At 37.3% G+C, this 16,104-nt stretch carries 17 protein-coding genes; 11 read left to right on the top strand and 6 right to left on the bottom strand.

Annotation, left to right across the window (positions count from 1 at the left end; all coding sequences use genetic code 11):
* The first annotated feature begins 454 nt into the window (after positions 1-454).
* Positions 455-874: a hypothetical protein gene (locus tag LRP83_RS18015; RefSeq protein WP_230498093.1), complete on the top strand. Its 420-nt coding sequence runs from the start codon at positions 455-457 to the stop codon at positions 872-874.
* The gene (locus LRP83_RS18010) at positions 874-2,238 is read left to right on the top strand and encodes a 4Fe-4S binding protein (protein WP_230498092.1); all 1,365 of its coding nucleotides are present in this window, start codon (positions 874-876) and stop codon (positions 2,236-2,238) included. The genes LRP83_RS18015 and LRP83_RS18010 overlap by 1 nt, the downstream gene beginning before the upstream one ends.
* A 107-nt stretch (positions 2,239-2,345) precedes the next feature.
* Here the strand turns inward: LRP83_RS18010 and LRP83_RS18005 are convergent, their stop codons facing one another.
* A complete protein-coding gene (locus tag LRP83_RS18005; protein WP_230498091.1) occupies positions 2,346-2,612 on the bottom strand; it encodes a hypothetical protein in 267 nt (88 codons plus the stop codon).
* Positions 2,613-3,053: 441 nt separating this feature from the next.
* Between LRP83_RS18005 and LRP83_RS18000 the strand changes: the two genes are divergently transcribed.
* A complete protein-coding gene (locus LRP83_RS18000; protein WP_230498090.1) occupies positions 3,054-3,401 on the top strand; it encodes a hypothetical protein in 348 nt (115 codons plus the stop codon).
* Between the two features lie 114 nt (positions 3,402-3,515).
* On the opposite strand, the gene LRP83_RS17995 is transcribed toward LRP83_RS18000, so the two are convergent.
* The 3 genes from LRP83_RS17995 to LRP83_RS17985 form a co-directional block, all read right to left on the bottom strand.
* Positions 3,516-4,262 (bottom strand): amino acid ABC transporter ATP-binding protein, encoded by a 747-nt coding sequence (locus LRP83_RS17995; protein WP_290369578.1) that lies wholly within the window; start codon positions 4,260-4,262, stop codon positions 3,516-3,518.
* A gap of 14 nt (positions 4,263-4,276) precedes the next feature.
* Positions 4,277-4,936 carry an amino acid ABC transporter permease gene (locus tag LRP83_RS17990; RefSeq protein ID WP_230498089.1) on the bottom strand — a complete coding sequence of 220 codons (660 nt, stop codon included), beginning with the start codon at positions 4,934-4,936 and terminating at the stop codon, positions 4,277-4,279.
* Between the two features lie 93 nt (positions 4,937-5,029).
* Positions 5,030-5,803 (bottom strand): amino acid ABC transporter substrate-binding protein, encoded by a 774-nt coding sequence (locus LRP83_RS17985; RefSeq protein WP_230498088.1) that lies wholly within the window; start codon positions 5,801-5,803, stop codon positions 5,030-5,032.
* Positions 5,804-6,142: 339 nt separating this feature from the next.
* Here LRP83_RS17985 and LRP83_RS17980 point away from each other — a divergent pair, with 339 nt between their 5' ends.
* Together LRP83_RS17980 and LRP83_RS17975 are read left to right on the top strand one after the other, a co-directional pair.
* Positions 6,143-6,739: an NADPH-dependent FMN reductase gene (locus LRP83_RS17980; protein WP_230498087.1), complete on the top strand. Its 597-nt coding sequence runs from the start codon at positions 6,143-6,145 to the stop codon at positions 6,737-6,739.
* A 222-nt stretch (positions 6,740-6,961) separates the two neighbouring features.
* Entirely contained in the window at positions 6,962-7,831 is an 870-nt protein-coding gene (locus LRP83_RS17975; protein WP_230498086.1) for a cation diffusion facilitator family transporter, read from the top strand.
* Positions 7,832-7,910: 79 nt separating this feature from the next.
* Here the strand turns inward: LRP83_RS17975 and LRP83_RS17970 are convergent, their stop codons facing one another.
* Positions 7,911-8,687, bottom strand: a complete 777-nt coding sequence (locus tag LRP83_RS17970; RefSeq protein WP_230498085.1) for a class I SAM-dependent methyltransferase — start codon at positions 8,685-8,687, stop codon at positions 7,911-7,913.
* A gap of 192 nt (positions 8,688-8,879) precedes the next feature.
* Positions 8,880-9,497, bottom strand: a complete 618-nt coding sequence (locus tag LRP83_RS17965; RefSeq protein ID WP_230498084.1) for an RraA family protein — start codon at positions 9,495-9,497, stop codon at positions 8,880-8,882.
* 313 nt (positions 9,498-9,810) lie between these two features.
* Between LRP83_RS17965 and LRP83_RS17960 the strand changes: the two genes are divergently transcribed.
* From LRP83_RS17960 to LRP83_RS17935, 6 genes are all read left to right on the top strand, one after another.
* Complete coding sequence (locus LRP83_RS17960) at positions 9,811-10,842, top strand: tripartite tricarboxylate transporter substrate binding protein (RefSeq protein ID WP_230498083.1); 1,032 nt, start codon at positions 9,811-9,813, stop codon at positions 10,840-10,842.
* 114 nt (positions 10,843-10,956) lie between these two features.
* A complete protein-coding gene (locus LRP83_RS17955; protein ID WP_230498082.1) occupies positions 10,957-11,415 on the top strand; it encodes a tripartite tricarboxylate transporter TctB family protein in 459 nt (152 codons plus the stop codon).
* A 60-nt stretch (positions 11,416-11,475) separates the two neighbouring features.
* Positions 11,476-12,954, top strand: coding sequence for a tripartite tricarboxylate transporter permease (locus tag LRP83_RS17950; protein ID WP_230498095.1), 1,479 nt, complete (start codon positions 11,476-11,478; stop codon positions 12,952-12,954).
* A 100-nt stretch (positions 12,955-13,054) separates the two neighbouring features.
* Positions 13,055-14,077: a LacI family DNA-binding transcriptional regulator gene (locus LRP83_RS17945; protein ID WP_230498081.1), complete on the top strand. Its 1,023-nt coding sequence runs from the start codon at positions 13,055-13,057 to the stop codon at positions 14,075-14,077.
* 20 nt (positions 14,078-14,097) lie between these two features.
* A complete protein-coding gene (locus LRP83_RS17940; protein WP_230498080.1) occupies positions 14,098-14,865 on the top strand; it encodes an SDR family NAD(P)-dependent oxidoreductase in 768 nt (255 codons plus the stop codon).
* A gap of 64 nt (positions 14,866-14,929) precedes the next feature.
* Complete coding sequence (locus LRP83_RS17935) at positions 14,930-16,102, top strand: iron-containing alcohol dehydrogenase (RefSeq protein ID WP_230498079.1); 1,173 nt, start codon at positions 14,930-14,932, stop codon at positions 16,100-16,102.
* Positions 16,103-16,104 lie beyond the last annotated feature (2 nt).

The raw sequence follows: 16,104 nt of genomic DNA, 5'->3' as shown, positions 1-16,104 counted from the left end.
TCATCAACTGTTTCACATTGACTAGCTAATTCCCTAATTGTCATATCCCAAAATTTTTGCATAATTGATCATCTCCTTAATTGGCAAGTATAACCATTTACACAAAATTTTAGACGTTCTCCGAACCCAGCCAAAAAGAGAGAAAACGGTAACGAATAGCAGCTAATCGTGCCCGAACCCAGCCAAAAAGAGAGAAAACGGTAACGAATAGAAGCTAATCGTGCCCGAACCCAGCCGAAAAGAGAGGAAACGGTAACGAATAGAAGCTAATCGTGCCCGTATTCTCGCCTTCCTTTGCCCGTACCGAGTGAAATTTTATTACAAAAGTTTGAACAAAGATACCGTAAAGGCATGATGCCATCGTATTGCCAACAAAAATGCATAAAAACTGCAAATGTCCCCATTACATTATAGATATGAAATAGATCTAGTTAATTTTGCGGAGGTGGAAACATTGAGAAAGTTAGTTTTATCTTTTTTTACTTTAGCATTTATATTTACCTTAAATCTCACAACTGCTCTTGCAGATGAGGGGCATTCCCATGAGAGAAATTTCAAGAAGGCGGCTGGAAAATTTAAAAATGGAACGAACACGAATCAAGAAGATGATGGTGGGGGTCACGCTGGTCATTCTAAGCAAACAGGTGAAAATCATGATAGTACATCATCTCCTTCCCATACAGAGGGAGACCACGGCACTTCTGACAATCATTCGGGTCATGAGGAAGGTGGACATGAAAGTGAAGGACATCATGGACCTGTAGTGGAAACGCCACCGAACTATAAAGTGTTAGGTACCTATGGAGCTGTCAACCTGTCCTTTATTTTAATCGGAGTATGGAACAAATGGTTTAGACGGAAGGAGAATAAATAATGGCTATGCCTGTGAAGAACTTAAAACCAGAAAAAAAACCTTTTGATCTTTTATCCATTCCGTTGGTTAAAACGTTTGTAAAAAGTAAATGGTATCCTGGAATATTCCAATGGATTGTCATTTTTGTATTTTCCATTATTGTGTTTGAATTGGTCATGTCAACGGTTAATCCTAGCAAAAACTTCGGTACTACGATGACATGGGTCCTTTGGTGGCCGATTATTCCAATTTTATTCCTAGTGGCTGGACGCTTCTGGTGTGCCATTTGTCCATTCGGAAAGTTAAGTGATATTATACGGAAAACCGTTGGAGCCAATCGTCCAATGCCTAAATTCCTAAGAAAGTATGGAATCTGGCTGATTGATTTATTCTTTATTGCTATTACTTACAGTGATCATGTTTGGGGTATTGTTGAATCTCCTAGAGGATCGGGGTACTTGTTACTTCTTTTAGTAACAATGGTTGTTGTTACTTCCGTTTTTTATGAGAGAAGAACCTTCTGTAAAACGCTTTGTTTCTTAGGGGGACTGGCAGGAAACTATTCACGCTCTGGGGCAGTTCAATTAAAGGCTAATCCTGATATATGCAAAACATGTAAAGTCCAATCATGCTATAAAGGAACGGAGAAGGTTGAAGGATGTCCGATGTTCCAATTCCCACGAACAATGGAATCCAGTGCTGAATGTAATCTTTGCGCCAATTGTATTAAAAATTGCCCCAATAATTCGATCATGATTGAAACAAGAGTTCCGACAAAGGAATTATGGGGCTTAAAAAATCCGAAACTAGAGCATGCCTCTTTAGCAGCTGTCATTATGGGGATCGTATTCGTGCAAAACATTACCATGCTTGAACCTTGGCAGGATATCTTAAGAATAATTGGTAGTGTGACTGGAACGTCAAGTTATGTTGTAAACTTTACTGTTGCCTTCATAATAGCTATGGCATTACCAATATTGTTATTGTTAGGTACAGCAAAATTGGCATCGTTTTTTGGAATGGAAGGTACGGTGAAGAAGAACTTTACTCGTTTCGGATATGCGATTATTCCACTAGACCTTGCGGGACACTTAGGACATAATCTATTCCATATTTTCACGGAAGGAAAGGCAATTTGGTATAACAGTATTGGACTATTTGGAATAGAATCCAATCCAACAAGTCTCAGTTTAGCCTCAACTCCAACCGTTCAAATGATACAGTATGCGATTATTGTAATTGGATTAATTGGTACTACGTATGCGACATACAGAATGGGGAATAAGGCCACTTTCAAAGCCATGTTTCCGTACTACATTCTAATGTTTGCTTTAGCAATCGCCAATATTTATTTATTCTCTTTACCTATGAGTCATAGAGTTTAATATCACAAGCGTAATAAAAAAAGGAAGAAACGCCTCTAATGGAGAGTGTTTCTTCCTACCTTTTTGGATTAGGGGAATTAATAGTATTTAATGATTATTGAAACCAATTAGAATTGATTCATCATACTTTTGGGATCCACGTTCTCCATTTTTCCCATGTTTTGTTCCTTTAACTTTCCACTATCGCCATGACAAGAATCATACATTTCCTTCAACTCTTCATTCGAAAAATCAGGATGCATTTCTTCCATAAACGGCTTCATTTTTTCAAAAGATTCCTTTACCTTATCTGCATCATTACTAGCTGCCATTACCACAGTTCCTATTCCAAAAATCAACACAGAACCAAGAACACTAAGAACGATTTTCTTCATTTTATTTCACTCCTTTACTTGGTATGTCTCAATAATAAACAAAAATTCTGCATAAAGTATCGAGAATTTATGAGGATTTGGTGAGCAAATAGAAAAAGTCGAAAAATCGATATGTAAATATCTATTTAATGAGCTTTAATGGATGTAATGTCTTTAGTCGGAAAAGTTGACTGTTTTTCACCATACATATTTTATTAGCTAATCTAATTAAAATTAAAATTAAAGATAAGTAGTAATTTTTGTTGAAATAGATTGACTAATTGAGCATATCTTCATAACATAAAATAAAAGTTGGTCTAAGGAAAATAAAATGAGTGTAGTAAAAAAATATCTAATTCTTCGGAATTCACCTAGGACAGAAACAAATAGATTCAATCCTACTCGAAAGAGGTGCTAAATGTGTGTTCTCCATTTCATTTTATTGAGCAACAAGCTTTTGAAATGAGTGAAAAAATACGGAAAGAAACCATATATAAATTTGTTAATGTTGAGGTTTCAGAAAGTTCGAATTTAGAATCTCAAAAATCATATGCACATTCAAATGGTTATGAATACAATTCTCAACCTAGGGCAGGTTACATTACAAAAGTTATCTTAGTAGATGAAAAAGGTGCACTATTCCCTGTCGAACCAAGTATGGATGGGTTAAGATTTGCTAAAGGGGAAATTTCTTATAAAGAATATAACAAACGACAAAAAAAGGAAACCATCAATCTGGTATCTGTTTTCTTTGTTGCAGTAGGCTTAATTGGCTTAGTAATGTTAACCGTAAAGTGGTATTTAGTTTAACAGAATGGAGTAATGGGATGTTTAAACATTACTTCACGCTATAAATACACTAATGAATAAATAAAAAATCGACAGGGGATTCTGTCGATTTTTTATTTAGAAATGTTTAGTGACCTATTGATATGCTTTAGTTAAAAAAGATTTTGTGCGTTCATTTTTCGGGTTACTAAATAGTTGTTCGGGTGAACCAGATTCCACAATCTCGCCATTGTCCATAAAAAGAATTCGGTTTGCGACCTCTTTTGCAAAGCCCATTTCATGAGTGACGACTATCATCGTCATATGTTCCTGTGCAAGAATTTTCATGACTTTTAATACTTCACCTGTTAATTCTGGGTCAAGTGCAGATGTAGGTTCATCAAACAATAAAATATCAGGGTTCATCATTAATGCTCTAGCAATCGCAACTCTTTGTTTTTGTCCACCTGAAAGTTTAGCAGGAAAAACGTTTGCTTTATCTGATAATCCTACTTTTTCTAATACCTCAGTACTTCTTTTTCGTACAATTTCGATTTTCTCACTTTGGACAACTAAAGGAGCTATTTCAAGATTTTCCTTCACCGTTAAGTGAGGAAAGAGATTAAAATGTTGAAATACCATTCCCATTTTATGAGTGATTTGCTTTATTTTACGATCGTTAGGATATATCCCGTTTTTGACAAGATCATCTTCGTTAATCCGTATACTACCATTATCCACTTTTTCAAGATGAATGATACTTCTCAACATGGTACTTTTGCCGGAACCAGATGGACCGATGACCGCAATAACATCATTTTTCTTTACGTCAAACGTAATATTCTTCAATACAGATAATTGTCCAAAGGATTTTTGTAAATTGGAAACTTGAATGATTGTCACTTTTGCCATTCCCTTTATTCAAATTTAAATTTATGTTCAAGCCATCTAAAAATAGCTGTCAAAACGAGTGTTAGTAGTAGAAAAATAATACCAGCAATGAAAAAAGGAACAATCGTGAAGTCTCGATTTACAGCCGTCTGAGCGAAATGTAACAACTCAGGTACCGCAACTGCATATAAAAGTGCGGTATCCTTGATAAGTGTAATCGACTCATTAGAAACGGCTGGTAGTGCAATTCGAAACATTTGGGGAAGGATAATCTTAATGGTGGTTTGGCTCCTACTAAAGCCTAACACCTGTGCGGCCTCATATTGACCTTTGTCGATAGACAACAATCCACCCCTGAAAATTTCAGAAAAATAAGCTGCATAATTAAGAATAAAACCTAAACAAGCAGCAACAAATCGATCCATTACTAAGTATTCCCCTATCACTGGAATCATTGGCAGTCCAAAACAAATGAATAACAATTGCAATAAGAGCGGAGTTCCTCGCATCACATAAACATAGCTTTTGGAAATCCCCGAGATTACCTTATTGTTACTTTGGGATAGTAATGTAATAAAAAATCCCAATGGAATAGAAAAAGCTATCGCAATAAGAAAAAGTAGTATCGTTATCTTGGCTCCTTCGAGCATTGGGATCGTAATGTTAACTAGGTAATCTGTACTCATCTTTTTATACTCCTATAGAATACTTGGACTAATTTTTCGAATGATGTAAGAATTATTTCCCTTAATCATTTAAAATTCTTGTTGGAAAAACGATTATTTTAGAACTCTATCTTCACCAAACCATTTTTCTGAGATTTTAGTCGCAGTACCATCTTTATTAAGCTCGTCTAACGCCTTTTGTAATTCCGTTAACAAGTCTTCATTTCCTTTTTTTACTCCAATTCCATATTCTTCCGGTGCAAGAGATTCATCCAAAATTTTGTACGTATCTTGTTCTTTCGTCATGTAATATTCCGCAACAATTTGGTCAATGATGACAGCATCAATACGACCTATTTTTAAATCACTTAGGGCGAATACATTGTCCTTGAATTCCGTAACGGTTTTTATCTTAGATGCTATTTCATTGGCATTCAAGGCATCTGAAGCAGATGATAGTGATTGAACACCGACCACTTTGCCTGATAGATCTTTCATTTTGAAAATACTTGAATCGGACCTAGTCATCACAACTTGGGCGTTTTTTAGATAGGGCTTAGTGAAAAGTACCTTCTCTTTTCGTTCGTCCGTAATGGTATAACCATTCCAGATTAAATCAATACGACCACTGTTTAATTCAGACTCCTTTGAGCTCCAATCAATGGGTTGGAAGACAACTTCTTTATTCATTTTTTCTATAGCAGCCTTTGCATAGTCAATATCAAACCCAACAATTTCATTATTTTCATCTCTAAATCCCAAAGGTGCGAACTTATCATCGATTCCAATGATTATTTTATTTGTATTTGAAGAAGCTGAACTGGAACACCCTGCTACGATGATTAAAATAAATCCAAATAATACGAGTATTGATGTAAATCTTTTCATGATGAGCCTCCTGTATTTTGCTTTAGTTTATTAAAGTATTAACGTATTAGTATGGTAGTATGATAACACGATACTCTTTTATCGTCTAGTGTTTTTTTAACAAAAAATCGGCAGGTTTTTAAGTGTGTAGTGAAATTTTAAAATAAAGTGAAATCTTTGAAAGGGATTTAAAAATTTCAAGTAAAGGTAAGAATGCTGATCAAGAGAATAGGAAAGAATTAATAAATGAAAGAGTTTGAATTAATGCTCTTGCAGAACGTCTGTCAAGTAGGTGCAAGGACCCTATTTGTACTTGATATCCTTAGGAATACTGACCGAAAAAAATTGGTGGTGTATGGGATGGGTTTTTTTAGTAAATTATTTGGAAAAAAAGTTGAGGAGGAAGTAAAAGTGACAGAAAAATTAAAAATTGGAATCATTTTAGGAAGTACACGTCAAGGGCGAGTAAGTCCGCAAGTAGGTGAGTGGGTTAAAGGTATTGCTGATAAACGTGGCGATGCTGATTATGAAATTGTTGATATTGCGGATTTTAATTTACCATTTCTAGGTACAACAGACGGCTCTGAGCCCGGAATAGCAGATTGGAACGGCAAGCTTGCAAGTCTAGATGGATTCGTATTTATCGTTCAAGAATACAATCACAGCATCACAGGAGCATTGAAAAATGCACTGGATTTTGCTCGTGAAGCATGGAACAATAAAGCGGCTGGTATTGTTAGTTATGGGTCAACAGGTGGCGCACGTGCGGCGGAGCATCTGCGTGGAATCTGTGGCGAATTATTGATTGCAGATGTTAGAGTTCATCCAACTTTATCTTTATTTACAGATTTCGAAAACGGAACGGTTTTCAAACCTGCTGATTTACACCTTGATAATGTTAATGCAATGCTCGACCAAGTTAACGCATGGAGTGGTGCATTAAAAACGTTACGTTAAACATTACAGGTTTTGGATCGAATATAGTTAGTTAGAACCCACCCAATTTTGGATGGGTTTTTCCAATGTACAGATTCATTCCCCATAAGACAACAGGTTTTTACCTTGAGAAACTTTTTTTCATACCTTTTACAATGTTAGAAAGTGGACAAAAGGTTTCTCTAGACCCACTAGATATTTTCGTTCCATAATATATTTGGAGTAACAAATGGGGTGAAAATAATGGAAGAACAAGCTTATCTGGATTTAAAAAGAGGAGAACGTGGAGCGATCATAAGTATTATTGCTTATCTTTGTTTATCCTCATTAAAATTGGCAGTAGGAGTATTGGCCAATTCTGAAGCCTTAAAAGCAGATGGATTGAACAATACGACGGATATCATTGCCTCTATAGCCGTATTAATTGGTCTAAAATTATCCCAACGACCAGCTGATGATGACCATCCTTATGGACACTGGAAAGCAGAAACAATTGCTTCCATGGTAGCTTCTTTTATAATGATGGCTGTTGGAATCCAGGTAATCATTCTGGCATTTTCCAGTATGTTTAGTCCAATAGATCAATCTCCAGATTTAATCGCAGCTTGGACAGGACTCTTTTGTGCTTTAGTTATGTATTTTGTTTATCGGTATAATAGTAAACTGGCAAGAGAAATCAATAGCCAATCTGTCATGGCAGCCGCAAAGGATAATCTATCTGATGCATGGGTGAGTGTTGGGACTTTTATAGGAATTATCGGTGCTCAATTCGGTCTCCCTTGGCTAGACCCTATCACAGCAGTGATAGTTGGTATAATCATTTGTAAGACAGCATGGGATATTTTTCGTGATGCGTCACATCACTTAACCGATGGATTTGATCAGACACAATTAGATACATACAAAGCATCAATCACTAATTGTTATGGTGTAAAAGGAGTTAAAGATATTAAAGCAAGAAACTATGGAAATAATGTGGTGGTCGATATTGTAATTCTTGTCAATCCCGCATTAGATGTAAAGGGTGCTCATGATATTGCCTCTATGGTTGAAAACAAATTAATTGCAGAACACAAAGTTTATGATGTAATTGTTCACATTGAACCGGACTAAACAAAACGCAAATGTCCTTCATAAGGCATGGCCAATGAAGGACAAAACACATCGAAAATCCAATCATTCAACATAAATTTTAAGCCTTCTCAACCAAAACCATCCATTCATCAATCTGGAAGGACTGGATTTCTCCATTTGTAACGACAACTGAAAAATAATCCTGTGTTGCTTCGTTTGCACCTAGGATGTGGTTCACTACTGAATCGACTTGTTCCTCCGTTTTAGTTGTTCGTCGGACCCAAACTGGAAAATCAAATGATTTCCTCCGATTTTCAGATTTAGTGATCACGAGTCCTTGTTCATTAAACCAATGTGACCATTCCTGAATGGTAAAACATCTTCCGTGACTTTCATCTCTAAGCTTTTCTGTAGTATTCATGAAATGATCTAATTCAGCATCTAAAGGTGCTACATTATCGATAAGCAAAAACTTACCCCCTGGTTTTAATACACGGGAAACTTCTGCAACAAAGTTTTGTGGATTTGGAAAATGATGAGCCGCAATGCGACAAGCAACTGCATCAAATGTTTCATCCAAAAATGGTAAGGCTTCTGCATCTGCCAAAATATAATATACATTGTTACAGGTAGCCGTTAGGTGCTTTCTAGCAGTGGCCAACATTTGTGGTGTAAGATCGGTAGCGAAAACTTGGCCAACATGAGGAGAGATTGTTTTACTTACATGTCCTCCACCTGTAGCTACATCCAAGAATGTCCAATCCTGCGATGGTTGTAGCCATTGGACCATAGCCTCAAGGTCTGTACCTTTGGCATGAGTGGCACTACTTACATACTTTTCAGCATTCTTAGCGAACTGTTCCTGAACTTTTGCTTTTATTTGATCATCTTTCATAAAGAAACACTCCTAATATATGCTCAACAGTAATTACAAGCTGAGCATTAAATTTTAATAAAATATATACATTTAGTTTTCGAAATAGGTATCTATTTGTTTTAAATGATGGGATACAAATAGGCAAAAAAAGGAGATAATAATTACTTATCTCCCTTCCTTTGCACTAAGATTCATTAAGATAATCGTCTACTATTTAGACAGCATACTATCTAAATAGTTGCGAATTGCTTCAGGGTTTCCAGAAATTTTTTCTTCTCTTTCTTGATCGAAAATTAGTTTGTCTTTTGCTTTCTTTAATACATCTTCCTCAATCTCTTTTGGGATGACAACTACTCCATCTGCGTCCGCAACAATAATATCTCCTGGGTTAACAGAGGTTCCACCACAAGAGATAGGTACGTTAACTTGGCCCCAGCCTGCTTTTGCGCTTGCTGCTACGGTTGTCCCTTTGCAGAAAACAGGATAATTAAGTTTTTTTACACCTACTATGTCACGAATGACCCCATCAGTGACAATTCCTTTGATACCTAATGTTTGAGCAAGACCAATAATGAAGTCTCCTGCGATGGTTCGATAGGTATCCCCCTTTGCATCCACAACGAGAATATCTCCCGGTTTAGCTTCTCTAATTGCGCGTAATACACATTCGTTATCACCAACTGGCATTTTCACCGTAAAGGCACGCCCCGCAACTCTATACTCTTCTTTTAAAGGTTTAATAGAAGGATCCATATTATTTAGCCCTTGCATAGTATCGGAAATACATGTTGTTGGAATTTCTTCAAATGCAGTTAGAATATTGTTCATAATTGCCCTCCTTAGGGTAAAAAAAGAATTTACTTAAATTTTACAATAGTAAAATAAATTACTACAATAGCAAAAATGAATGGTATATTATAACAAAGGGGAATATAATGAGAGGCAAATACTATCATTCTGACAGGTATTTTATACTTCAATATATTCTGAATCTTCATTATATATGAAAGATAAAGAATAGTAACATAATTAAAAGTTATGGCTATTGATAAGAAGAGTGAATTTTATTTTAATAGAAAACTATTTTAAAGTTATTTATGAAAGCGATACCAAATAGATAGATAAAACGGAGGGGATTCAATTGCTAAAAAAGAAATGGTTAATGGGTATGATGACAGGGCTACTAGCTTTCAGTTTGGCAGCCTGTAATGCAACAGACAAAACTTCAGGGGATGATTCAGAAAAAGAGGTTAAAGAATACAAACCTGAAAAAGCAATTTCTATTATGGCTCCATCTGGTGCTGGTGGAGGACTTGATACGGCTTCTCGAATCGTAGCCAAGCTTGCAGCTGAACAGGGCCTAGTTGATCAACCAATCACTGTTGAAAACAAGCCTGGTGGTGGACAAGTAATTGGTACTACTGAATTTGCACTTCAAGAGGTAGGGAATGACTACAAGCTTATGTTAGCTTCCACACCGTTTGTATTGAACTATATTAAGTCAGAAGGAACTGCTACGGTTTCCTTCCGTGATGTAACACCATTAGTTCGTTTACAGGTTGACTATGGTGTTCTAGCTGTTAAAGCAGATTCTAAATTTACAGATTTGAAGTCGTTTATGGATGCATTGAAAGCAGATCCATCATCCTTAACGGTTGCTGGTGGTGGTGCACCAGGTACTTGGGATTACTTGAATTCTATTCTTGTTGCTGATGCTCATGGTATCGATGGTAATAAAGTGAAATATACTGCTTATGATGGTGGTTCAGAGGCAGTAACGGCATTACTTGGTGGTAACGCTGATATCCTTACTTCTGACCTATCTAGTGTTGCAGAGTATTTGAAATCAGGAGATGTAAGAGTGTTAGGAGTTAGCTCTGAAGAAAGAGTCGGAGGAGATTTCGCAGACATACCAACTTACAAAGAGCAAGGCTTTGATGTTACGACAGCAAACTGGCGTGGAATTTACGGCCCGAAAGATATGTCTCCTGAAGCAAAAGCATTCTGGGAAGAGACATTAACAACAATCGCTAAAAGTGATCAATGGTTATCTGAAAATGCAGCACTAGGAATTCAAGATGGTTACATGAATTCAAAGGACTGGATTGCTTCTATGGAAAAAGAAGAGGCAGCTTATCTTGAACTTTATAAAAAATTGGGCTTAGCCAAATAAACAGCTGAAACTGGGTTCTTTATTCTAAGTTTAAAGCAAATTAAAAGGATACATTTTTGGATGAGTGAGAAAAAGCATTTGCTCTTTCTCACTCATTGTTGTAGGAGGGGTATTTTGAACAAAACGTTTGATCGTAGTTTAAGTATCGGTATGGTTGCACTTTGTGCGGTGTTTATTTTTGAAAGTACCAAGATGTTAAAGGGATCATTTGGTAGTACGATTGGACCAGGTATGCTGCCAATGGTTTTGGCTATCGTTTTATCCTTATTATCATTAATCAACTTTTATCAAACTTTCCGTGTGAAAAACTCAGATGAACAGAAGGAAAAATTACAATATAAGCGCTTTTTCATTCTCATTGGCATCGCTACTCTATATTGTTTGTTACTTGAGCCTTTAGGATATGTAATTAGTACCTTCTTGTTCTTGTTTCTCGCATTCCAAATTATGGAAAAGGGAAAAATCTTGAACTCAATCATTATTTCTGGTGTGATTTCATTCGGTATTTATTATTTGTATGTTGTAGTAATGAAAGGAACTTTGCCCGGTTTTCCTGAGTGGCTAGGCTTTTAAGGAGGTACACATTTGGACGTTTTTGGCTATTTACTTGATGGATTTGAAGTAGCATTTACAATGCGAAATTTAATTTTTGCTTTTATTGGCGTATTAATCGGAACGGCTGTGGGTGTGCTTCCGGGGATTGGACCAATCAGCGGGGTAGCATTACTTATCCCAGTTACCTCCTCGATGACATCTGGATTAAGCCCGTCTGATGCAGCAACAAGCTCGATTATTTTATTGGCTGGTGTTTATTATGGTGCGATGTACGGTGGATCCACAACTTCCATTCTATTAAATACACCTGGTGAGTCCTCATCAGTCACAACGACAATAGATGGTTATCAAATGGCTAAGCAAGGAAGAGCCGGTGCCGCTTTATCCATTTCTGCAATCGGTTCATTTGTGGCTGGAATTGTGGCTCTTATTGGATTAATTTTCTTGGCGCAGCCTTTGTCAAAAATGGCATTAAACTTTGGGCCAGCAGATTACTTTTCTTTAATGGTATTAGGACTATGCGCAGTTAGTGGTTTATCTGGAAAATCGGTTACCAAGGCATTAATGATGACAGTATTTGGTTTACTTATAGCCTCTATTGGGATTGATGTTGTTTCTGGTGTAGCCCGCTTTACCTTCGGGTTTAGACAGCTCTATTCCGGATTGGAGTTTCTAACTGTTGCTGTAGGGTTATTTGCCCTTGGTGAAGTGTTTAAAACGATTATTCATAATGAAATTCATTCTGGGAAACTGGCCCGGATTGAAAAATTACTACCAACAAAAAAAGAGTTGAAAGATAGCGCTGCCCCGATTGCCAGAGGATCGCTTTTAGGATTTTTTATGGGAATATTACCGGGAGCAGGAGCAACGTTAGCTTCCTTTATGGCATACCTCCTTGAAAAGAAGGTTAGTAAGAACAAAGCTAATTTTGGAAAAGGTGCGATAGAAGGGGTAGCAGCTCCTGAATCGGCCAATAACGCAGCAGCTGGTGGGGCGCTTATACCGCTTTTAACAATGGGAATACCTGGTTCGGGTACGACTGCTGTTTTAATGGGTGCGCTCGTTATGTACAATATCAATCCGGGACCGATGTTATTTAAAGAACATCCTGATGTCGCATGGGGACTCATTGCAAGTATGTTTTTAGGTAACTTAATGCTATTAATCTTGAATCTACCACTAGTAAAAGTATTTGCAAAGATTATCTCAACACCACCGAAGTATTTGATACCAATGATTGTTGCCATCTCAGTTTTTGGTGTGTATGCCGTACAAGTAACCACCTTCGATCTGATTTTACTAATGATCTGTGGGGTGGCTGGCTATTTTCTAACAAAGAACGATTATCCTGTCGCACCTTTAGTGTTAGGTTTAGTATTATGGCCAATGATAGAAAATAATTTCCGAAGAGCATTAACGATATCCAACAGTGATTATGCAGTGTTTTATAAAGAACCATTATCGGCAATCTTTTTAATTATCGCAGTATTATGGATTACAATCCCACTACTTATGAAGCTAAAAGGAAAAAATGTCATCATAAATGATGAGGGGTAATGCAAAAAAGAACAATGGGAACATGCAAACTGTTCCCTTTTTATTTATCCAATTCAGAATGCGCATTCCGAATTAAAGCTGTAAAAGAAAGGAACGGAAAATGAAACCTAAAATTACTATCTATGATGTTGCGAAGCGAGCGGGTGTCTCTCAACCAACGGTTTCTAAAGTTCTAAATCATTATCCTCACGTCAAGCAATCAACCAAGGAAAAGGTACAAAAAGCCATTGACGATCTTGGATTTGAACCTGATTTTCTTGCGAGAAGCTTAGTAACGAATAAAACTCGAACGATAGGTTTAATCGTTGGGGATATTGCTAATCCCTTCTATGCCGAAACGGCAAAGGTGATTATTAAGGAAGCCCAGGGTTCCGGCTATGAAGTCATTTTAGTAGATACTGATTATCGTAGGGATTTTTTTGAGCAAAGTGTCAAATCATTAATTGCAAAGCGGGTAGATGGTGTGATTATCGCATCTATCACTCGCAAGAACGACCAGATAAAGGATTTGCAGGAGCTGGGGATTCCAATCATGTTATATAACCGAAACCTGGATTCTAAATCTGTGAATTATATTGAGCTTGATAATGAAAAGGGCTCAATGCTTGCTGTCGAGCATCTCATTACACTTGGGCACAAGAGAATTGCTTATATTTCTGGACCCATTCAATACTCTTCCTTTCAAAATCGTTTAAACGGATATTTATTGGGGCTAAGGAAACACGGCATTGATCCACACCAAGATCTTATTTATGAGGGACCCTTTGATTATGAGAATATTCTACAATATACCTTACGTTTACTAGTGGCTGATCTTCATGAGAGACCAACCGGTTTTATCGTAGCTAACGACCAGATGGCGATTGCCGTTATGGATGCTATCAAAAGATTTGGTTTGCGAATTCCTGAAGATATGTCAGTTATTGGGTTTGATAATATAGACATCTCAGCAAGTCCCTTTATTGGATTGACTACTGTATCGCAACAGAAAAAGCGAATGGCCATACTGTCCATTCAACATTTGATTTCAATAATCGAGGGGAAAACGGCTATTGACCAATCTATACGGATTACACTCGAGCCCGAACTTATTATTAGAAAAACCAGTGGGTCAGTAAAATAATCAAATGGGAGGGAAATAGAATGAACATAAATAAACTTTTTAATTTGGATGGCAAGGTAGCTGTTATTACTGGAGCTAGCCAGGGTATTGGAAGGGATATGGCAAAACTATTAGGTTATGCTGGTGCTAGAGTTGCTTTAGTAGCAAGGAATGAAGAGAAATTAAGAGCTCTTGCTAATGAAATGAAAGGCGAAGGCATTGACACGATGTTTTATCCTTGCGATATAACAAAGGTTGACGATATTTCTGAGATGATGAATGAGGTTTTTAACCATTTTGGCCAGATTGATATTTTAATAAATAATGCTGGAATAAATATTCCCAAGCCTGCAGACGAAGTCACAGAGAAAGATTGGGATACAGTGCTGGATCTAAATCTAAAAAGCGCCTTCTTCTGTTGCCAAGCTGCTGGAAAATACATGAAGGAACAAAACAAAGGAAAAATAATTAACATTTCGTCTCAAATGGCACAAGTCGGTTATTTCAACAGGGCTGCCTATTGCTCTAGCAAGGGAGGGGTTATGCAATTGACGCGATCGTTAGCGATAGAATGGGCTAGTCACCAGATTAATGTAAATTCAATAGCCCCTACATTCATCGAAACACCGATGACTGAAAAAATGTTTGATGACCCAAATTTTAAATCTGAGGTGCTAAGCCGAATTCCTCTAGGTAGGTTAGCAAAATCGGAGGATTTGTTCGGAGCCTTGTTATTCTTAAGCTCCTCATCGTCGGACATGGTTACGGGGCAGACTCTATTTGTAGACGGTGGATGGACCGTTTGGTAATAGATTAATTGTTTATAAAAATTAGTGTCGGAATACTAAAAATAATATTGGAGGTAAGAGAAATATGGTTGGATATCAGGATTTTCGGATGCCAGAGGCAGTTCGTTTTGGAGTTGGCGCGCTTCAGACATTACCAGAGGAAGTAAAAAAATTCGGTGCAAAAAAAATCGGCCTTATTAGCGATAAAGGATTGGAAGCAGCAGGTGTTATTCAGATGGTTGCTGAACTTCTTCAACCTTTATCCTTACCCATCATTACATTTACCGATATTCAAGGTGAGCCAACCTTTTCACTATTAGAAAAAACAATCAAAACCATTAAAGATGAAGGTTGTGATCTCGTAGTTGGTATTGGTGGTGGAAGTGCGATGGATGTAGCAAAAACGACTGCAGCACTTTTAAATAAAAAAGATATTGAGGATTATCTTTCTAGTAAAAAAACAATTGAAGAACGTGGGGTACCTTGCATTTTGCTTCCGACTACTTCGGGTACAGGTGCAGAAGTTACGATGAATGCTATTTTCGGAGATGAGGTTCAGGAAGTGAAACGAGGTCTAGTGAGCCCTGCTCTTCTGCCTGACCTGGCCATTGTTGACCCAGCATTAACCATTTCTTGTCCAAGAAGAGTAACGGCAGCATCTGGAGTTGATGCGTTCACCCATGCAATTGAATCTTATGTAGCTGTACGCTCAACCCCGCTAACCCAAATTTATGCAGAAAAAGCGATGAAGCTATTTCCGTTATATATTTCAAGGGCTGTCAATCATGGTAAGGATTTGGATGCAAGAATTGGCATGAGTTGGGTGAGTCATTTGGCTGGGGTCTCACTTGCTAATGCAGGGGTAGGGGCCGTACATGCGTTAGCGTATCCACTTGGAGGAAAGTATCACATTGAACACGGTATAGCCAATGCGTTACTGATGCCCTTCGTTTTTGAAGTAACTGGTACCACTTGTATCGATCAGATGGTCGACATTGCGGCATTCTTACGTTTAGGGGATTATCGTCAGCACCCTAATGATTCACTAGGAGCTGTAGTGAGGTATTTATATAGCTTACTGTCAGAACTGGACTTACCGACATCGTTAAAAGAATTAGGTGTTGAAGAATCATCCTTACCAATGCTAGCGGCGCAAGCAGCAAAAATAGACCGATTACTGTCAAACACACCGTATAATCTGACGGAACGCAAAATATTAAGCATTTATCAAAAGGCATACAATGGGATGATTAACTAAGT

The organism is Pseudoneobacillus rhizosphaerae, from assembly GCF_917563885.1.
Taxonomy (GTDB): Bacteria; Bacillota; Bacilli; order Bacillales; family Cytobacillaceae; genus Pseudoneobacillus; species Pseudoneobacillus rhizosphaerae.
The sequence above is the reverse complement of the archived record's forward strand: the minus strand, read 5'-3'. Positions and strand labels throughout refer to the sequence as shown.